We start from the raw sequence: 20,513 nt of genomic DNA on the forward strand, positions 1-20,513 counted from the left end.
GAACCTGTTTCCGAAGGTTTTTTTATGCTCATCTTTCCTGTTTTCTTTTAAACAGGTTCGGGACCAACGAAAGATTTTAGATCTCAAATCTCAAATCTCACATCTCACATCTAATTAATGTGCCTCGAGCCAGTTCTCTCCTGTGCCTAGTTCCACTTCCAGCGGGACATCCATAATAAATGCATTTTCCATCTCGTGCTTCACCATCTTTTGTATTTCTTCCAGTTCGGGACGGTAAACATCAAAAACAAGTTCATCATGCACCTGTAGCAGCATTTTTGTTTTGTAATTTCCTTCCTGTAATCTTTTGTGGATATTGATCATTGCCAGTTTAATGATATCGGCAGCACTTCCCTGAATTGGGGCGTTAACGGCATTTCTTTCAGCGGCACTGCGAACCATTTGGTTTCGGGAATTGATATCTCTCAAATATCTTCTTCTGCCAAGCACTGTCTGGACATATCCATGCTGCCGGGCAAATTCTACTTGTTCACTAATGAAATTCCGGAGCTTTGGATAGGTCTTATAATAGGTGTCGATCAATTCTTTTGCCTCTCCTCTTGAAAGATTTGTCTGGTTGCTCAACCCAAAGGCCGAAACCCCGTAAACTATTCCAAAATTCACTGTTTTTGCATTGCTGCGCTGCTCCCGGGTCACTTCTTCCAAAGGCACATTGAATACTTTTGCAGCGGTTGATGCGTGAATATCCTGATTGTCCTGAAAAGCTGAGATCATATTATCCTCCTGACTTAAGGCAGCAATGATGCGAAGTTCGATCTGGGAATAATCGGCCGCGAGCAGGATGTGATCTTCATCACGCGGAATAAAGGCCTTTCGTACCTGCCTTCCTCTTTCGGTCCTTATAGGAATATTTTGCAGGTTTGGGTTGTTGGAGCTCAACCTTCCGGTTGCTGCAACAGTCTGCATATAATCTGTATGTACTCTGCCTGTGGTTTCGTCCACCTGCAGGGGCAAAGCGTCTATGTAGGTATTTTTTAATTTGACCAGTCCCCGGTAATCAAGTACCTGTTGCACGATCTTGTGCTGGGGTGCCAATGCCGAAAGAATTTCTTCCCCGGTAGAATACTGTCCCGATTTTGTTTTTTTAGGCTTATCAACAAGTTTCAGTTTTTCGAATAATATTACCCCAAGCTGTTTTGGTGAGCCTATGTTGAACTCTTCCCCTGCGGTGTCAAAAATGCCTTTTTCAAGCAGGGTTATATCTTTATCCAGTTCCTCCGAAAGGCTGGAAAGAAAATCTTTATCAAGTTTTATTCCTTCCAGTTCCATATCGGCCAGGACACGTACCAGTGGGATCTCGATCTCATTGAAAAGTTTTTCGGTTTTGGCTTCTTTAAGTTCTGGAGTGAAATGTTGCCTTAGCTGGAGGATCACGTCGGAATCCTCAACGCTGAATTCTGTTTGTTGCTCGAGTGGAATGTCGCGCATGGACTTCTGGTTTTTCCCTTTCCCCAATAATTCCTCCACAAAAACAGGAGAATAATTTAAATATGTTTCTGAAAGCACATTAAGGCTGTGGCGCATATCGGGGTTAATGAGGTAATGGGCGATCATGGTGTCAAACAGTTCCCCTTTAAACCTGATATTGTATTTTGCCAGTACCTTGATATCATGTTTCAGGTTTTGGCCCACTTTTTCGATATTTTCAGCTTCAAAAAAGGGTCTGAGTTTTTCCATCACTTCCTGGGCCGCAGACCGATCTTCGGGAACAGGGATATAAAACCCTTTTCCGGCTTCCCAAGAAAATGCCACTCCAATAATTTCTGCGGAAAGCGGATTCAATCCTGTTGTTGTAAATTCAAAACAAACACAGGATTGCTTCATCAAATTCTGAAGGAAGAGTTGCATGGCCATGCCTGTAGCGACACTTTGATAAACATGCGGAACATCTTTAATGGTCTTCCTGCCCGAAAAATTCTCAATACTTTCTGTCGCTCCGGTCCCAAAAAGGGAAAATTGGCCTGCTCCTGCCTGCCTTTCCTGGGCTTTTGCGGTTGCCGTACTGGTAACTTGCGTAGGTCGTGCAGTTTCCCCACCCGAAAACAGCTTTAGGAATTGTTCTTTTAGGCGACGAAATTCCAGTTCTTCAAAAATCTCCTGTACCTTTTCTGCATCGGGCATGGAGAGTTCGTAATCTTCAGCATGAAATTTCACATCACAGTCGGTCATGATGGCGGCCAGTTTCCGGGAAATCCTGCCCTGCTCAGCATGAGCTTCCACTTTTTCACGCATCTTGCCTTTAAGCTTATCGGTATTCGCAAGTAAGTTTTCCATGCTGCCAAACTCTTTCAGGAATTTCTTCGCGGTCTTTTCACCTACCCCGGGCAAACCGGGAATATTATCCACAGCATCTCCCATCATTCCGAGGAAATCGATCACTTGCTCCGGGCGTTCTACAGCAAATTTCTTCTGCACTTCGGGAATTCCCCATATTTCAATGCCGTTACCCATACGGGCTGGACGGTACATAAAAATATTTTCGGAAACCAATTGAGCAAAATCTTTATCGGGTGTTACCATGAACACCTTATAGTTTTCTTTTTCGGCTTGTTTTGCCAGGGTTCCTATAATATCATCGGCCTCACAACCGGGCAACACTACCACGGGAATATGCATTGCAGTCAAAATATCCTGGATATAAGGAATAGCTTTAAGAATAGGTTCGGGGGTGGCATCCCGGTGGGCCTTATAAGCTTCAAACATTTCTGTACGTGCGGCGCTTCCCTCCTTGTCAAAACACACTGCCAAATGATCTGGCTGTTCCCGTCTTATGACGTCGAACAGGGAATTCATAAAACCCATAATGGCCGAAGTATCCTGGCCTTTTGAATTTACAATGGGGTTATTGATAAAGGCGTAATATCCTCTAAAAATTAAAGCATAAGCGTCAAGAAGGAATAAGCGTTTTTGGTCGGCCATGAATGATTTTTTAAAAAGACTAAAATTACAAAACTTATGTTAGACGTGAGATTTTAGATATGAGATGTGGGAAGATTTGAAAATTTGCTAATTTGAAAATTTGGAGATGAAGGGTAGGCAAGGAATTAATAGCAACCCGCTTTTTTCAGTGTTCAGCGCGCAGTGACTAGTAGGCAGTAAAAAAGCTAGTATCAAAGTAATTCGTAATCCGCAACCGGCAACTTACTTTATTAATAGGCAAGTAGGTAGCGATTAGTTGCCATTTTTTTAGTGCCTGGTTGGCAAACCTGCGACCTGTAACCCGCAACTAAATCCAACCAGGAACTTTAAATTTTAAAACCTTTATATCGCGATCTCTGTTTTTCTGCGGCGATAACCATAGTAAAGTATATAACTGTAGCACAACATCACGAGGATAAGTGCAAGGTTAAACCCGTAGGAATCTGTGATGTAACCAAAGGCCGGGGGAATTATTGCCCCACCCACGATCATCGTACACAACACTCCAGATCCCTGTGGTTTGTTATCTCCAAGTCCGTCAAGCGCCAGACTAAAAATGGTAGGGAACATAATGGAGTTGAACAGTCCAACTGCGATCAAAGACCACATTGCAACCAGTCCGGTAGTAAGGTCGGAAATAAGGACGAGACCAATGGCGCAGGCTGCAAAGAAGCTAAGTACTTTTGCCGGGTTCAGGATCTTAGTGAGGTAAGAACCAATAAAACGGCCAATCATGGCTCCGGTCCAGTAGAAAGTTACAAATACGCCCACTACCGCCATATCTGTTGAGGTGGTGACGCCCGAGGACAGAATCCATTCGGCCAGGGTTCGCATAAATGGCGTTTCCCTTATTATATCGGGAAGGTTAAGACTTAAAAAATAGTTGACCATATAGGATCCAATAGCTACCTCGGCACCTACGTAGAAGAATAGTCCAAAAGCTCCCATTATCAGGTTGCGGTTCTTAAGGACTACCCCGTAATCATTGGAGGCTTCGGTGTCTGTTACCTTCGGAAGTTTTACAAAAAAGAAGACCAGTGCTATAAGGATAATAAAAATGGCTATACCAACGAAAGGGGTTTGTACGGCTGAAGCTTCCGCAGCATAGTACTTAACTCTTTCGGCTTCGGTCATAAAAGCGATCTCATCTTTTGTAAGTACTTTATCGCTAAGGATAAAAAGGGCACCAAGGGCGGGGGCGATTGCTGTTCCCAAAGAGTTAAAGGCCTGCGACAGGTTGAGTCGGCTGGAAGCAGTTTTTGCGGGGCCGAGAATCGTTACATACGGGTTGGCTGCAACCTGCAGGATAGTGATTCCACCGGCCAGGATAAAGTAACCAACCATAAAAATTCCAAATACCCTATAAGAAGCCGCCGGCCAAAAAAGCAGGCAACCTGTAGCCATGGTAAAGAGACCCAGTACAATTCCTTTTTTATATCCAATTTTGGAAAGCAGCCATCCTGCCGGAATTGATAACAGGAAATAGGCGCCAAAAAAGGCAAATTGAACCATTCCTGCCTGGAAATAAGTGAGGGTAAAAACTTCCCTTAATCTTGGTATGAGAGAATCTACTAATACCGTAATAAATCCCCAAAGGAAAAAAAGTATTGTTAAAAAAATAAAAGCGGTACGATAGGATTTTTTTTGTTCTTCCATGGTTTTAAAAATAGAATTTACTGGCTACATTTTTGTTCTCTCCTGCTCTGTATTCCATATAGGAAAAGCCTTTTTGAATGCAGTAAGAACCTACTTCACCTTTTTTGTTGATGGCAATAAATGCCGCCTGGAAATCTTTGTAATTTGGGTTTTGTTTAATTATTCGTAAAATAGCTGTCTCACATGCTTCCTGCGGAGAAATTCCCTGTCTCATTAGCTCTACGATGAGGAAAGAGCCTACACTTTTCAAAATTGCTTCACCCATCCCGGTCGCGACTGCACCTCCCACTTCATTGTCGAGAAAGAGTCCGGCTCCTATAATAGGGGAATCTCCTACGCGCCCGTTCATTTTGTAAGACAGGCCAGAACTGGTACATGCAACTGCGATATCACCTTTATGATCTATGCAGAGCATGCCAATAGTATCGTGATTTTCAATATTGATAAGAGGCTTGTACTCTTTGGTTTTAAGCCATTCCCTATATGCCTTTTCTGAAGCTTCGGTAAGAAGGTCTTCTTTTTCGAATCCCTTTTCCTGTGCGAATTGATCGGCACCTTCTCCCGCCAGGATAACATGAGGGGTTTCTTCCATGACCTTTCTGGCCACAGAGCCAGCGTGAGTATAATTCTTCAAGTAGACCACAGCACCGGCGTCTCCCTGCGGGCTCATTATACAGGCGTCAAGAGTGACATTTCCCTCCCTGTCTGGGGCGCCGCCACGACCTACTGTAGTATTTCTAATGTCGGCTTCTTCAACCATCACGCCCTGTTCAACTGCATCAAGAGCCAATGCTCCAGCCTCGAGCATTTCCCCGGCCATGAGGCTGGCATTGGGAAAGTTCCAGGTGGCAATACAAACAGGCTGAAAATTTGACATTTTTGACAGGTTTAAATAATCCATGAATGGAGAAGCAGTGGCAATTCCTAATCCGCTAAGGGAAGCATTTCTTATGAAATAACGTCTTTTCAAGTTTAGCTAAAACATAATTTTAGAGCCGGCCGTAAATGTATGAAAAGAGATTTAGAAATTTGAAGGCATAGTGGGTCGCATTATATGAGAATGCTCATATTTATTGATAAAAAATGTTCTGTATTGGATAAAATGCTTTAAGTCACAGTTCTTAATAAACTATTAAAGTTCTGGAATACCGAGCAGAATATTAAATTCACATTCTAATCCTGAATTATGTTCGCCTCAGAGACCTGGTCACTTTATGTTACTATTCTTCTTGTTGTCTATGCTTTGATCATCCTGTTTTTTGTGATAAGGGGAAATCTTCGCACAAAGAACATGAACGACTTTGCTATTGGCAGTGGATTTCCGGCCTGGGCAGTTGGTTTGTCCCTGGCGGCTTCCATGACCAGCGCTGCAACATTTATTATTAATCCCGGGTTTATCGCGCTTTATGGGTTTTCAGGAATTATCTCTTTTGGAATAGTGATGCCCATTGCCATTTTTGCGTCCCTGATATTCTTTACCAAATCCTTTCAAAAGTATGGGTCCACCGTTAAGGCCCTTACCATGGCTCAATGGATAGGAAAACGATATGATTCTAAAGGGCTGACCATTTTTTTTGCTGTTCTGTCACTCTTACTCATCACTTTTATAGTGCTCATCTGTGTAGGTTTAACGCAAATTATTTCGAAATCCCTTAACCTGGAACCGTTCTACGTCCTGCTGGGGCTGGTGACTTTTGTTTTTGGCTACACCATGTTCGGGGGTGCTAATTCTATGGTCTATACCAACACCGTGCAGGCGATTCTTATGTTTATTGTTGCGGTAATCCTGCTGTTATCGGGATCTGAATATTTCTCCAATGGTTTTGATGGGTTTGTTGATCTTTTAAATAATATAAACCCTCAGCTAACAGAACCTACAAATCCTCAAAGTTTTCTCTTTCGGGATTATTTTGAGATCATTTTTACCCAAATTATTATTGGGATAGCCATAGTTTGCCAGCCACACATCATCACAAAAACACTTTTCTTGAGAAGTGAAAAGGCAGTGAATCCATATCTCACTGTGGCCATTCTCACCATGAGTGTCTTCTTTCTGGTTGTGATCGTTGGCCTGTACGCCAGGATCACCTTTCCCGATCTTAGCTACAAGGGAGAAGCATTGGGGATGGATGAGCTGGTTTCGGCTTATGTGGTGCGAACCTTCTCTGCCGGAGTGGGAGTAATCATAGTGGCCGGGTTGATATCTGCAGGCCTTTCCACTCTTGAAGCACTTATTCAGTCGCTTTCCAGTACAATTACAACAGATTTGCTTGGGCCGGTGATCAATAAAACTGAAAAAACGGGCGTAGCCGTGAACAAGGTTGTAATTGTCGCCCTGGCTATAGTAAGCTTTTTTCTTAGCTACTACCAGATCGTCAATCCCAATGTGAGCGTCGCTATTTTCGCGCAGAATGGGGTTTACGCCTATTTTGCAGCAGCATTTGTACCCGTTCTCTTTGGGATCTATTTTAAGAAAGTGAGCAAAAATGCCGTTTTTATCGCAAGTTTTTCGGCTGTAGCTCTGCACTTTATTATTTACTACGGCAGGATCACGCCATACATGCAGGAGCCGGTAAATAATCCCGGCGTTTCTGCAGCTATTGCCATAGTTATCTCATTTATAATAGGTAATTCTCTATATTTATTCAGTAGGAAGACAGCATGAACTACTTTGATTGGATAGGAAAATGGGCAGAATACACACCCGATAAGGTAGCTGTAGCAGCTGCCGATGGTAGCTCGTCCTACACTTTTAAAGAACTTCATCAAGCCTCTTTAAAAGTGGAAAATTCCCTGCGGAAGGAATTTGGGGTCAAGGAAAAGGACAGGCTGCCGGTACTGGCGCAGCATTCCCCGCAATTCCTCATTCTCTTTCTTGCTTCCCAACGCATGGGAGCAATCCTGGTGCCTTTAAATTACCGTTCTTCTGCTTTTGAAATACAATATTGCATAGAGGATATTGATCCAAAGCTCCTTTTTGCAGATGTTGAACTCTTTCAAAATAAGCTTGGGGAGATCAAACAAAAAATAGATCTGCCAGTCATTTCGCTCAAAGCCCTTTTTGAGAGTGCAGAAAAATTTAGCTCTAATACCTCGCCATCTAATATTGAGCCGGACAGGCCGGTGTTCATCTTCTATACTTCGGGAACTACGGGCAAACCCAAAGGAGTGCTTTACACTAATCGAATGCTTTTTTGGAACAGCCTTAATACTTCGGTGCAGCTGGAAATTACTTCTGGAGATTATACCCTCAATGCCCTGCCGCCATATCATACTTCTGGATGGAACGTGCTGTTGCTCCCTATGCTTCACCGGGGCGCACGGGTAGATTTTATGAGCAGGTTTAAGGCAAAGAAGGTGTTGAATTATATTGAGAATAAACAAATAAGCTTGTTTCTTGCCATTCCCACTATGCTGCGAATGATGGTAAAGAACAAGAATTTTCAAAATTTTAAAAATTCCAATCTGCGGTATATGGTCGTAGGCGGAGAAAATCTTTCAATCCCGATCATCGATGCCTGGGCTGAAAAAGGTATAATGCTTCGGCAGGGATACGGTCTTACCGAAGCCGGACCTTGCATAACATCTCTGCATCACCACGATGCCCTGTGGAAAAAGGGTTCCATAGGGAAACCAAATTTTTATGTGGACTATAAGATCGTGAATGAGCAAAATGAAGAGGTAGGGGTAAATGAACCCGGGGAATTTTGCATTCACGGTAATATTGTCACGCCGGGTTACTGGAACAATTCGACCTATACTTATCAAAAAATTCGGGATAGATGGCTGCATACGGGTGATATCGTTCGAATGGATGCCGATGGCTTTATGTACGTTATTGGCAGGAAAAACCAGTCATATATTTCAGGCGGAGTAAATATTTTTCCGCTGGAGATAGAGCAGGTGCTGGTGAAGCGGGAGCTGGTGAAAGAAGCTGCAGTGATTGGCGTGGATGATGAACAATGGGGAGAGGTAGGAGTCGCATTTGTGGAGAAGAACAGGATAACTTCAGAAGCTGAAATCCTTAAAGAATTAAAGCGTTACCTGGCATCTTATAAGATCCCGAGGGAAATTATATTTCTGGATTCCCTTCCAAAATCGGGAATAGGAAAGATAGACCGGAACAAATTGAAAAATGACTACAACCATTTAAAAAATGAGAAAAGGAATATTGTTTAGTCTGCTATTCATAACAATAGCGTCATCTACAGCACAAGAAAAAATCAACGACCTGGTAAAATACAGTCTTCCTGTGAAGAGCATCAACTTAAATTCTGAGACAATTGCATATGCCGAAGAGGGCAGCGGAAAGAAAACGCTGCTTTTTATTCATGGCCTGTCAAGTACTCTTGATGCCTGGAAAAAGAATATTAATGGGCTTAAAGATGAATACCGGTGCATCGCAGTGGACCTGCCGGGATACGGGAAATCTTCCAGGAACAGTACCAATTACAGCTTAAATGACTACGGCGGAATGCTGCAGGAATTTATTAAAAAGAAGGATCTCAAAAATGTCATTTTAGTGGGACATTCTATGGGTGGCCAGATTGCCATGCATACTGCTCTTAATTACCCTGAAGACTTTAAAAAATTAGTTTTAATTGCACCGGCTGGTATAGAGACTTTTACCGAGCAGGAGGCAACTTTGATGAAGGCTTCATATACCCCTGTGATGGTGGTAAATACAACCAATGAACAGATCCTGGCTAATTATAAACTCAACTTTTTCGATTTCCCTGAAGATGCCCAACAAATGGTAGATGACAGGATTCGAATAAAATCGGCTAAGGATTTTCCTGCTTATGCAGAGGTGGTAGTGAATAATATTCACGCTATGCTGGATGAACCGGTGATTGACAGGATCAAAGAAATAAATATTCCGGTGTTGATGATCTGGGGGGCGAATGATATGCTAATTCCTAATAAGTACCTTCATCCTTCAGAAAGCATTGAAAACCTTATAAAACTTTCCGAAGAAAAATTTTCCGATCTTGAGGTGGAAGTTATCGATAAAGCAGGACATTTCGTAAACTTTGAAAGAGCTGAAGAAGTAAATTCCGAAATCAGGGAATTCTTAAAGAATTAATGAAATCCAAACTTAAAATATTCACCGATTTTGCTGAAGGTGTGCTGCCCCATGAGGCGGCCTTTCTTCTTAAGGAAAACCGCATTCGGGATGATGAAAAGGAAGATATTTTAAGCAGGGTCTGCCATAATGCTGAAGAGTTCCATGCTTCGGTAGATTTCGACGAAACGGTAGATAAACGCAAGTACGCATATATCAAGAAATGGATTACGAAAAAACTTGAGAAGGCAGATGTAGATGCAAATCTTATCTATCTAAGCCACATTGAGAAACAAGTGCTTACGGATACTATTTCTTCCGAAGAAGAAAAGGAACTCCTGGAGCGCATACATGAATATGATCAAACTTCCTTTTACTTTGAAAAATTCTATGAGCTGGTCAAGGAATATCAGGATTACCTGCTGGTGCGCTTTAGATACAAAGACTGCGAGGTAACCCAGGATTTTTTAAAAAAGAATAAGCAACATTACGCCAGTGCTATTACAGTGAAGAATCAGCTGTTTTTGGCTACGAAGGATCTTACCCGGCAGTACACAACTCAGGCGTTAAATACGAAGCACTGGGAAGCGCAACTTCTGGAATATCTCTATGATGATAAGCTTGATGGCCGCAATAAATATCATGCTTTTATAAGACTTGTGTTTCTCTATTTCAACTACAAGGAATATGAAAAAGCAAAAGAAGTATTCGACTATATGGACGGCTGTTTCCGTAATGGGCTTATGTATTCGAGGCGGGTACTTTTTAATTACTACGGGAACAGGGTGATCCTGCATTCCAATCTAAAAGATCTTGAAAAAGCTGAATATTTTGCCCACCTTTCTGTAAAGCAGGAGAACAGTGATAAACTATTCTACTTAAATAATCTTATTGCGATCCTTCTCAAAAAGGAGAAAAACCGGGAGGCTTTAGAATTACTCACAGATAATTATAAATTATTCAAGAGCTCTCATAACCATCACCAGAAGCTTGGGTTTGCGACTCATTACCTGCGGGCTTTGGTGCGTAACAACCGGATCCAGATAGCAGAGAATTTTGCCGTGAATTTTCTGTATGAGAATAAAAAGCACGTATTCGAACATCGTTGGAACAGATTTTTTTCAAACTACCTGCTTGCCCTCACAATTGCTGAAAAACCCGCGGAAGCCTTAAAAGTGATAGAGAAATATGATCTTTTGGAAAAAGAGGCAGAAGCATCGGGAAGGGAAGATTACTTTCCAAAAATTCAATTTTATTATGGCCTTGCACTTTATCTCAACGGGAATATTTCTGAAGATAAGTTGTTTGAGCGTCTTAGCGGCTCTCTTCCCGCGGCTTCCCAAATGACCGAAGAAGGCGTGGATGCTCTGCTTGCCTTTTTGGATCGGCTATCCTTTGCCCTGCCAAATTTCTTTTCTGCTTTAAAGTCGCACTTTCATAAAAGCCTTCTGGTTTCTTGAAATTTTCACAATAATCACCCTTTTTTGAGACAGGGATTAGATGGGTCACACTTCAGAAATCTTTTGTTTGTCTCCCGTTGGTGTTAACTCTTGTTAATTTGGTCTTAATTATTTAAAAACCATCTTTTTATGAAGATCAAATTTTTCACCATCATGGGCTTGCTGTTCGGGGTACTATCGTATGCTCAAACGGGAAGTATTAGCGGGAACATTGTTGATGCTACAACAGGAGAACCTCTTCTAGGCGCCAATGTTGTGGTACGTGGCACCAACACAGGGGCAACGACCAACGAGAAGGGATATTTTATTCTAAAGGACCTTGAGCCGGAACAATATACGCTGGACATCTTTTTTATGGGGTACGAAAGTATGACCCGCAGGATTGACCTGGAACAAGGACAGGAGGTGACTCTTGATCTAAGGCTTAACAAATCCAGCGATTTATTGAGTGAAGTGGTTGTTTCTGCAAACAGGAGACCACAAAAAATCACCCGCGCGCCTGCCACGGTTAACGTTATTTCTTCGGAGCAGATCGAGAACTTTCCCGGTCCTAATGCGGGGGAACTTGCTGCCCGCCAAAAGGGAGTTGACTTTGTGAGATCCGGAGTACAGGGTACAGGGATCAATATACGCGGTTTTAATTCTGCTTTTAATTCCAAGAACCTGCAGGTGGAGGATGGAAGGATATCCAATCTTGTAGCTACCGGCTTACCTTTTGGTTCTTTTACAACCATTACCAAAGAAGATATTGAGCGCGTAGAGATCATTTTAGGTCCCAACGCCGCACTTTACGGGCCTAATGCCCATAATGGTTTGGTGAACACCTTGACCAAAGATCCAAGAACTTCAGAAGGGCTGGACCTAATTGCAGGTGCAGGGAACCAGGAGCAATTGACCTTTAGAGGACGCTTCGCTATGGAAGTTAAAGATAATGTTGGGATCAAGCTTTGGGGAGAGCATACCCAGGGAACTGAGTTTGATTATGTGGATTCGGTTTATGTAGGACCAACAGCATACCCCGAACTAGAACTGGATCCCGATTTCCATACTACTAAATATGGAGCCGCAGTTTACTATGGTCTAAATGAAACCAATGATCTTATTGCATCCTACGGGCATAGTAATAACTCCAATTTAGGCGTGACCAATGCCGGTAGGAATCAAATCAAGGATTGGAATATAGATTACGCACAGCTGCGGTATCTCTCTCCGCATTTTTATGCTAACGTTTACCACACCTGGAGTAAGACCGAAGATACGTATGCAATAAATCAACGTACGCAGAATTATATTTCTTTCATAAACAACGGATTTTCGGAAGCTGAAGCATTGGAGAGATCATTTACAGAACAATGGTTCCCCGTTCCGGCTTTACCCGATGGAGGATTAGCTCTGCCAAGAGGTGCAGTATTCGCCGATGATTCCAGGAGGTGGAATGGGGAAGCACAATATAACAACGAGATCAGCGCACTTACATATGTGGCCGGAATTCAATATCAGCAGGACCGGGCAGATTCCAAGGGAACTTACTTGCTGGACATGGATGGGCCTATTGTAATTGACCAGACGGGATATTATGGACAACTGGAATACACTTTTGAAGACGCCGGGCTTGACCTGCTTTTTGTTGGAAGATATGACGATCACGAGTTATATGGAGGAAACTTTATTCCAAAAGCAGCTATTGTTAAGAACTTCGACTTTGGAAGTTTCAGGCTGACTTATGGAAAAGGAATTGCTGCTCCTTCTATTCTCAACCTTAGCGGAAATCTCTTTGGAGGCCTGGTACTTGGGAACGGGGAAGGTTTTACTTTGGAAGATGGAACAGAGATCCCGGCCCTTGACGTAGAAACTATTCGTTCAATTGAGGCAGGATACAAGGGAAAACTTTTTACAGATAAGCTTTTTATGGAGGCTAATGCCTATTACAACATGTCTGAAGATTTCCTGAGCCCTTTAATCAATATTTCGGCTACTTCACCGGTGGATACAAGAGGAAATACTCCTATAGAGGAATTGATCCCTGGATCTGACGGTTCTTTTGTCCTTACCTATCTCAACTTTGGAGATGTGGATACCTATGGAGCCGATCTTGGACTTAATTATTTCTTTAATGACCAGAACAGATTTTCATTTAACTACTCCTATTTTGATTATACTCTTGATGAAGACGATCCTGCCAATGATGCCAACAGGGATGGAGAGGTACTAAAAACAGACCTTCCCATTAATACACCAAAGCACAAATTTGGATTGGGCTATTATTATACCGGCAGCAAATTCTTTGGCTCCCTGTATGGAAGATATGTGCAGGAGTACGATTTCTTTTCCGGTATCAATGTAGCAGCCGAAACTCAGCGGGACCTTCTTGTTGGAGGGGATCCTGTAGTTGAAAATGCCCGCGTGGGAAGAACCTGGAATTATGGACCGCTGGGAGGCTTCTTCAATGTTGATCTTACCCTGGGTTATAATTTTACTGAAAACTGGACACTGGGTGCATCTGTTACAAACATCTTTGATTCTGAAGTCAGGCAGTTTGTGGCCTCTCCTGCAATAGGCAGATTATATATGGTAGAGCTGAAATTTCACCTGCCTGTAGGAAATAATTAGACCCGCAGGATCATATGATTCAAAAAACTGAATTATCCAACGGGATAGGACTGGAGTATCTTGACCGCGGGGAAGGAGAAGTTATTCTTCTGCTCCACGGCCTGGGATCCACAAAAGCCGACTGGGATTTGCAGGTGGAGGAGTTTTCAAAGGAATTCCGAATAATTGCTCCCGATCTAAGGGGGCATGGAAACTCCTCCAAACCTGCAGAAAAATCTGAGTATGGTGTAGAGAAATGCGCAGAAGATATGAAGTTGCTTCTGAAGGAACTGGAGATAGAAAAATGCACTATTGTGGGATTTTCTATGGGAGGAGCGATAGCTTTTGAAATGGCTGTGAATTTTCCGGAGCTTGTTTCAAAAATGGTCATTGTAAATACTGCACCCGACTTTAATGATTTGGGAGAAATGGGGGAAGAGATGGTTCGGGAAAGGACAAAGTCTCTCAAAACTTCGGGTATGGAACCTTTGGCGAGACAAATTTCTGAAGGAATGTTTCCTGGAAAAGATCAAAAGGAGCTTAAAAATGCCTTTTTTGAGAGGGCACGTAAAAATCCTGTAGATGCCTATTATAACTCCTTCACCACTTTAATGAAATGGGGGATAGGAGATAAGATCAAAAAGATAACAATTCCGGTGCTGGTCATTGCGTCAGATCTTGATTATACGCCGGTGAGCCTTAAAGAATCCTATGCAGGGAAAATGCCTGATGCAGAAGTGGTGGTGATCAAAAATTCCAGGCATGGAGTTACTATGGACCAACCGGAGCAATTCAATAGGGCCCTGCTAAATTTTTTCAGAAGATGAACAGAGTAGCTTTAATAACCGGAAGCACCAGTGGAATAGGAAAAGCCATTGCAACAGCCTTTGCGGCTGCGGGCTATGATGTCATGTTTCACGGTCTCGAAAAAGATGGGTTACAGATAGCCGAAACAATTGGGAAAGAAATGGGCGTGAAAACGGCTTTCTCGAATGCCAATCTTAAAGAGCTACAATCAATTTTGGACCTGGTGAAGGACACGGTAAAAACCTTCGGGAAAATAGATGTTTTGATCAACAATGCGGGCATACAATTTGTTTCAAAGGTAGAAGAATTTCCGCTGGAGAAATGGAATGACATCATTGCCATCAATATGACTTCTGCCTTTGTAGCCTCAAAAGCAGCCTGGCCGGTGATGAAAAAGAATGGCTTTGGCAGGATAATCAATATCTCTTCTGTGCACGGTTTAAGGGCTTCAGAGTATAAAGCGGCTTACGTCTCTGCCAAGCATGGGGTAATTGGATTAACAAAGGTCCTTGGCCTGGAAGGCGCAGGGCATAATATTACCTGTAATGCCATATGTCCCGGATATGTAAAAACGCCATTGGTGGAAGGTCAAATAAAAGATCAGGCAAAAGCTCATCATCTTTCCGAAGATGAGGTGGTTAAAAAGGTGATGCTTAAAAAACAGGCAGTAAAAGAATTTATACCCGAACAAAAAATTGCAGAACTGGCTCTTCTGTTAGCCAAAGAAGACGCTTCTGCTCTTACTGCCGGCTCCTATGTGCTGGATGGAGGCTGGACCGCGCAGTAATTTTTTCTTTTATGGTTAAAAAAGCAGGGCCGGTCCCTGCTTTTTTCTGTTTAAGTAGTGTCTATGGAACTATCAGTTAAACATTTAGTAATGTGAATTTTTTGGCAGGACTTTAGCAGTACCTTTGCAGCTTAAAATTTTTGCATGCGCTGGATCATCTTTGTCATTATATATATTGTTCTGGATATTTACGCTTATCAGGCTTTTAAAACCGTTACCCGCCATTCCTGGATCTATATTATTTATCTTGCCCTTTCGCTAGGCGTATTGGCTTATTTGCTATACCAGTTCAATGTGCCCGAAAAACAGGGATTAACAGGAGCACGCAGTTATGCAATAGGATTCTTTCTTGCTTTTTTTGCGCCTAAACTTATCTTTTTTGTCCTTTTATTTGGTGAGGATCTGGTTAGGCTGGTGGTGAGCGGGTTTCAAAAAATTGCGCACACAGAGCAGGAATATGCTTTGCCTTCACGGCGAAGGTTCATAAGCCAGATCGCACTGGGAATTGCAGCTATTCCTTTTGCTTCCTTGCTTTACGGGATGTATCATGGTCGCTATAATTACAAGGTATTAAAGTATGTGCTTCATTTCGAGGATCTGCCCGCTGCTTTTGACGGCTATAAGATCACGCAGATAAGTGACATCCACTCCGGAAGTTTTGACAATCCTGAAAAGATCAAATATGGGATCGACCTTATAAATGAGCAGCAAAGCGATGCCATCATGTTTACCGGGGACCTGGTGAACAATACAGCCTCCGAAATGGATGACTGGAAGGAGGTTTTTGGCACCCTCTCTGCAAAAGACGGCGTATTCTCTGTACTTGGAAATCACGATTACGGGGATTATGTGAACTGGGAATCTGCAGCGGCAAAAAAGGCAAATCTGGATGCTCTTAAAGCTGTTCACGGGGAAATGGGCTGGAATCTCCTTTTAGATGATCACAAAAAAATTGCCCGTGGCAATGATTCTATTGCCATTGTGGGCGTGGAGAACTGGGGGGCAGGTTTTAAACAAGTTGGAGATCTTGACAGAGCCGCTTCGGGGCTAACAGAAAAGGAATTCAAGATCCTTCTTTCTCATGATCCTTCTCACTGGCAGGAAAAGGTGAGAAAAGATGAGAAGAAATTCCATATCACCCTAAGTGGGCATACTCACGGGATGCAGTTTGGGATCGAAATTCCTGGCTGGTTCAAATGGAGCCCCGTACAGTACAGGTATGAATACTGGGCAGGAATTTATGAAGAGGCAGGACGTTTTCTCAACGTCAACCGCGGCTTCGGATTTTTAGCCTATCCCGGTAGAGTAGGAATATGGCCCGAAGTATCGGTCATTGAATTACGTAAAGGCTCTAAACCGGTTTAAAACTAATTTTTTTGTCTTGATCTTATGCTTCCCCGCCGTTTACGCCAGTTATTCTATCCAACTGGCTTGTGGCTAAAGATGCTTTTTAGCCTCACAATAATTTTTCCAGAATTACAGGGTCAAATCTAGGTCTGAAGTATTTTAATTGCTCCTTGTTTGTTTCGGTTAGCTGATTTGGCATCTATTTCAATTACTTTTTATTACTATAAATTCAAATATCTCTTCCTTAGAAAGATAAAACTTACCAATGACTCTTCCAGTTTTTATATCAATTTTTGCTGTTTACATATCATAAAAAATATTATTGAATTTATTGGCTTTTAATTAGTGGTAATAAAAGACAGACCTGGAAACCTCAAAAAAAATATATTCTGTAATCTTTTGAGTTTGTTTGAATTAGCCTCAACCCTTCCAGGTCTTCTCTTTTCTTGCTCTTCACATCTCCCTCGTTTAAATCATTACCCTTTTCCATCGGGTCTTTTCCCAAATCTGGTATGACAGTAAAGTCACAGAACCTTGGGTTTTATATCAATTTTTACCGCTTACATATCAAATTTTTAGTTGCAGTGTCTTCTTTTACTTGTTTTATCAATAATTATTGAATGATCTGGAAACCTTACTGTGGTTTGTCTCTTATTTTAAAAATTCGGCTACTTCAGCTTTAAAAACCTTTGTATGAAAATAAAAGTATTTTTTCTACTTGTTCTTTTTCTCCTGGGCGGATCAATAAATACCTTCAGTCAGGAAGCAAAGACTATAACGGGAACTGTTGTTGATGAAAGCGGACTGCCGCTCCCAGGAGTCAATGTTCTCGTAAAGAATACCACAAGAGGTGTTCAAACCGACTTTGATGGAAATTACTCCATAGAAGCTGCACAGGGGGAGATCCTGGTTTTTTCCTATTTAGGAATGGAAACCGAAGAAATAGCTGTGGGAGCTCCCTCTGTAATTGATGCTGTTCTAAGCGTAAGTTCGGCTGTCCTGGAAGAGGTTATTGTTACAGCAGCAGGAATTGAACGGGAAAAATCCTCTTTGGGTTCGGCTACGACAACTGTGGGATCTGAAGAATTGAACCGTGGAGCCCAGGCAGATATTTCAGATGCATTAAAAGGGAAGGTTGCCGGGGTTAATATCTCCAGTGCTTCAACAGACCCGGGTTCTTCATCGGGAGTTATAATTCGTGGAATAAGTTCCATGAGCGGCTCCAACCAGCCTCTTTATGTGGTGGATGGAGTGCCAATTAATAATGAATCTGCTTTTTCCAGCAGTTTACAAACAGCCTATGACTTTGGTAGGGGGTCTCAGGACATAAATCCTGAAAATATTGAGAGTATGTCTATCCTCAAGGGCGCTTCTGCAACAGCTTTGTATGGATCCAGGGCTGCCAACGGAGTAATAATTATTACTACTAAATCTGGAAAATCAGGTAAGCTTATAGTTGACCTTTCTTCTACCACTTTCTTCACAAGAATTTTAAGAACACCTAATTATCAGAGCACCTTCGGCCAGGGCTGGGACGGTTTGCACCTGTTGATCGAGAATGGTTCCTGGGGACCCAAATTTGACGGACAGCTTAGGGTGTGGGGTAATATTGTGGACAACGCTCAACAGCTAAAACCATTTTTGTTTCAGGAAGACCAGCTTGAGAATTTTTTTACCACAGGAACCTATTACCTGAATAGTGCGGCTATTTCTGGGGGTGGAGAAACCACAACTGCTCGTTTGTCGTTCTCCAACCTACAACAGGATGGGATCTATCCTACCGATGCCGACTCTTTCAGCCGAAATTCTATAGGGATAAATACCCAAAGCCAGATGGGTGGTATGCAAATTTCGGGTAATCTTAATTATGTGAATACCAATGGGGCTGCCGTTGCGGCGGGGCAGGGTATCACCGTTTTAAATAACCTGATGCAGATCCCTACAGATCTAAATATCGCGGGCTTTGAAGATTATACAGATCCTTTTAACAATGTTTCCAACTATTACACTCCATATGGAATTACAAACCCATACTTTACCCTAAACGAGAACGGTACCGACTATGAAAAGGAGCGGGTTTACGGCTCATTGGAATTTAGTGTAGATGTTACCGACTGGTCTGATCTTACTTACCGGTTTGGACTTGACCAATATTCCAGTATTACCAAAGTCTGGGAAGCCATAGTAGACCCTGTGGAAGGAAGTCCAAATGCAGGAACTTCTACAGAATATCCCGGCTCTTACTTTGAATCCTCAACTTCTATAAAACAGTTAAACCATGATCTGTTATACGATATAGACTTCGAAGTTAACGAGGATTTTAGGATCCAGACAACTACAGGTTTCAACGTGAACACCAGGAGTAGTTCTATTCTTTCTGCAAGTGTAGGGAGTCAGAATATTCCAGGTTTTTACAGCCTTAGCAACTCGGGAGAGGATCCTTCGGCGAGCTCATCAATAAGTGACAGAAGGCTTTATGGCTTATACAACAATACCACTCTGGGTTTTAAAAATATGCTTTTCTTAACCGGGAACATCAGGAATGACTGGTACTCTACCTTGCCAAAAGACAATCGTTCGGTCCTTTACGGGGGAGTGAATAGCAGCTGGATCTTTACAAGAACGTTTGATGAACTGACAGATGTTATAAACTATGGGAAATTACGGGCAGGATATGGAGAAGTAGGTGTGGATACAAGTCCTTACCAGATCCTTCCGGTCTTTGTTTCCGGCTCTATGGACAATCAGGGTTTTAGAAGCCTTAATTTTCCTCTTGGGGGAGTCAATGCCTTCGAAGTGGGTAACAGGGCTGCAAATCCAAACCTGGAACCGGAAAGGAGAAAAGAATTTGAAATTGGTGTTGAAATGGAATTCTTTACCAATAGAATCTCTCTTGATTTTACTTATTATAATGCAACAGTGGAAAACCAGATTCTTTCACTTCCTTTAGCGCCCACTTCTGGTTTTACGAACCAGACCGGAAACCTTGGAGAGATTAGTAACGAAGGTATAGAAGCTCTTTTAAAAGTAGCCTGGTTTAGGAATACTGATGGATTTGGGTGGAATACATCTGCAAACTTCTCCCAAAACAATTCAGAGCTTGTAACTCTTGACCCAAGATTGGATCAGGTGTCACTAGGTGGCTTAAGCACTGTAACTCTTGTCGCACGTGAGGGAAGTCCTCTGGCTTTGATTGAAGGTCCGGTTCCCCAAAGGACAGAAAATGGAAGCATAGTAGTAGATAACAGAGGAATACCCATTGCCTCTCCTTCACCCGAAGTTTATGGAGATACGCAGTACGATTATACCCTGGGAATTATAAATGAGTTCTCTTATAAGAATTTGTCTCTAGGTTTCACCCTGGACATTCGTGAGGGAGGGTTGATGTACAGCCGAACTGCCTCAATTACACGGTTTACAGGGAACTCTATTACAACTACCTATAATAACAGGGAACCTTTTATTGTTCCAAATTCTGTTCAACAGGTGGTAACTGATGATGGATCGACAATCTATGTGGAGAATACAACTCCAGTCTCTGTAGCAAACATGGATAATTACTATAGTTCAAGTGCACTTTCCAGAGGCGATGTAATAGATAAATCTTTCGTTAAACTTAGAGAAATTGTGCTTAATTATTCCATGAGCCAAAGTGTACTGGATAGGTTACCGGTTGATGCACTATCTTTTTCGATAGTGGGAAGGAACCTTTTCATATGGACTCCGGAAAGCAATCAATATATAGATCCGGAGGTGTCTACCTTTGGTACAGATCTATCCAGCCAGTTCGGGGAATTTAGTGCAAGCCCGAGTACCAGAAGTATCGGCTTCAGTATAAAAACAAGATTCTAATTAGATAACA

12 protein-coding genes are annotated in these 20,513 nt (G+C 42.3%); 9 read left to right on the top strand and 3 right to left on the bottom strand.

The window, feature by feature from the left end; translation table 11 throughout:
- Positions 1-114: 114 nt before the first annotated feature.
- The 3 genes from polA to OU683_RS01020 all read right to left on the bottom strand — a co-directional run bounded on the left by polA (position 115) and on the right by OU683_RS01020 (position 5,566).
- Positions 115-2,940 (bottom strand): DNA polymerase I, encoded by a 2,826-nt coding sequence (gene polA / locus OU683_RS01010; RefSeq protein ID WP_268134260.1) that lies wholly within the window; start codon positions 2,938-2,940, stop codon positions 115-117.
- Between the two features lie 342 nt (positions 2,941-3,282).
- Positions 3,283-4,596 carry a sugar MFS transporter gene (locus OU683_RS01015; RefSeq protein WP_268134262.1) on the bottom strand — a complete coding sequence of 438 codons (1,314 nt, stop codon included), beginning with the start codon at positions 4,594-4,596 and terminating at the stop codon, positions 3,283-3,285.
- 4 nt (positions 4,597-4,600) lie between these two features.
- Positions 4,601-5,566: a glycosylasparaginase gene (locus tag OU683_RS01020; RefSeq protein ID WP_268134264.1), complete on the bottom strand. Its 966-nt coding sequence runs from the start codon at positions 5,564-5,566 to the stop codon at positions 4,601-4,603.
- A gap of 216 nt (positions 5,567-5,782) precedes the next feature.
- On the opposite strand from OU683_RS01020, the gene OU683_RS01025 reads away from it, so the two are divergent.
- The 9 genes from OU683_RS01025 to OU683_RS01065 all read left to right on the top strand — a co-directional run bounded on the left by OU683_RS01025 (position 5,783) and on the right by OU683_RS01065 (position 20,503).
- Positions 5,783-7,261 (top strand): sodium/pantothenate symporter, encoded by a 1,479-nt coding sequence (locus OU683_RS01025; protein WP_268134266.1) that lies wholly within the window; start codon positions 5,783-5,785, stop codon positions 7,259-7,261.
- On the top strand, positions 7,258-8,775 hold the full coding sequence (locus tag OU683_RS01030; protein WP_268134268.1) for a class I adenylate-forming enzyme family protein: 1,518 nt from the start codon (positions 7,258-7,260) through the stop codon (positions 8,773-8,775). Before OU683_RS01025 ends, OU683_RS01030 begins: the two co-directional genes overlap by 4 nt.
- Positions 8,753-9,682 carry an alpha/beta fold hydrolase gene (locus OU683_RS01035; RefSeq protein WP_268134270.1) on the top strand — a complete coding sequence of 310 codons (930 nt, stop codon included), beginning with the start codon at positions 8,753-8,755 and terminating at the stop codon, positions 9,680-9,682. Before OU683_RS01030 ends, OU683_RS01035 begins: the two co-directional genes overlap by 23 nt.
- Entirely contained in the window at positions 9,682-11,121 is a 1,440-nt protein-coding gene (locus OU683_RS01040; protein WP_268134272.1) for a hypothetical protein, read from the top strand. The genes OU683_RS01035 and OU683_RS01040 overlap by 1 nt, the downstream gene beginning before the upstream one ends.
- A gap of 129 nt (positions 11,122-11,250) precedes the next feature.
- Complete coding sequence (locus tag OU683_RS01045; protein ID WP_268134274.1) at positions 11,251-13,731, top strand: TonB-dependent receptor; 2,481 nt, start codon at positions 11,251-11,253, stop codon at positions 13,729-13,731.
- A 14-nt stretch (positions 13,732-13,745) separates the two neighbouring features.
- Positions 13,746-14,537 carry an alpha/beta fold hydrolase gene (locus tag OU683_RS01050; RefSeq protein WP_268134276.1) on the top strand — a complete coding sequence of 264 codons (792 nt, stop codon included), beginning with the start codon at positions 13,746-13,748 and terminating at the stop codon, positions 14,535-14,537.
- Entirely contained in the window at positions 14,534-15,304 is a 771-nt protein-coding gene (locus OU683_RS01055; RefSeq protein WP_268134278.1) for a 3-hydroxybutyrate dehydrogenase, read from the top strand. The genes OU683_RS01050 and OU683_RS01055 overlap by 4 nt, the downstream gene beginning before the upstream one ends.
- A 144-nt stretch (positions 15,305-15,448) precedes the next feature.
- A complete protein-coding gene (locus OU683_RS01060) occupies positions 15,449-16,669 on the top strand; it encodes a metallophosphoesterase (protein WP_268134280.1) in 1,221 nt (406 codons plus the stop codon).
- Positions 16,670-17,344: 675 nt separating this feature from the next.
- Positions 17,345-20,503, top strand: coding sequence for a SusC/RagA family TonB-linked outer membrane protein (locus tag OU683_RS01065; protein WP_268134282.1), 3,159 nt, complete (start codon positions 17,345-17,347; stop codon positions 20,501-20,503).
- Positions 20,504-20,513: the final 10 nt, after the last annotated feature.

It is taken from the genome of Salinimicrobium sp. TH3 (assembly GCF_026676115.1).
Lineage (GTDB): Bacteria > Bacteroidota > Bacteroidia > Flavobacteriales > Flavobacteriaceae > Salinimicrobium.

What these genes read in the sequence shown, in the direction of transcription:
- OU683_RS01050 (WP_268134276.1), top strand. Translation starts at nt 13,746, where the DNA reads ATGATTCAAAAAACTGAATTATCCAACGGGATAGGACTGGAGTATCTT.
- OU683_RS01065 (WP_268134282.1), top strand. Translation starts at nt 17,345, where the DNA reads ATGAAAATAAAAGTATTTTTTCTACTTGTTCTTTTTCTCCTGGGCGGA.
- polA (WP_268134260.1), bottom strand. Translation starts at nt 2,940, where the DNA reads ATGGCCGACCAAAAACGCTTATTCCTTCTTGACGCTTATGCTTTAATT.
- OU683_RS01025 (WP_268134266.1), top strand. Translation starts at nt 5,783, where the DNA reads ATGTTCGCCTCAGAGACCTGGTCACTTTATGTTACTATTCTTCTTGTT.
- OU683_RS01055 (WP_268134278.1), top strand. Translation starts at nt 14,534, where the DNA reads ATGAACAGAGTAGCTTTAATAACCGGAAGCACCAGTGGAATAGGAAAA.
- OU683_RS01030 (WP_268134268.1), top strand. Translation starts at nt 7,258, where the DNA reads ATGAACTACTTTGATTGGATAGGAAAATGGGCAGAATACACACCCGAT.
- OU683_RS01015 (WP_268134262.1), bottom strand. Translation starts at nt 4,596, where the DNA reads ATGGAAGAACAAAAAAAATCCTATCGTACCGCTTTTATTTTTTTAACA.
- OU683_RS01035 (WP_268134270.1), top strand. Translation starts at nt 8,753, where the DNA reads ATGAGAAAAGGAATATTGTTTAGTCTGCTATTCATAACAATAGCGTCA.
- OU683_RS01060 (WP_268134280.1), top strand. Translation starts at nt 15,449, where the DNA reads ATGCGCTGGATCATCTTTGTCATTATATATATTGTTCTGGATATTTAC.
- OU683_RS01040 (WP_268134272.1), top strand. Translation starts at nt 9,682, where the DNA reads ATGAAATCCAAACTTAAAATATTCACCGATTTTGCTGAAGGTGTGCTG.
- OU683_RS01045 (WP_268134274.1), top strand. Translation starts at nt 11,251, where the DNA reads ATGAAGATCAAATTTTTCACCATCATGGGCTTGCTGTTCGGGGTACTA.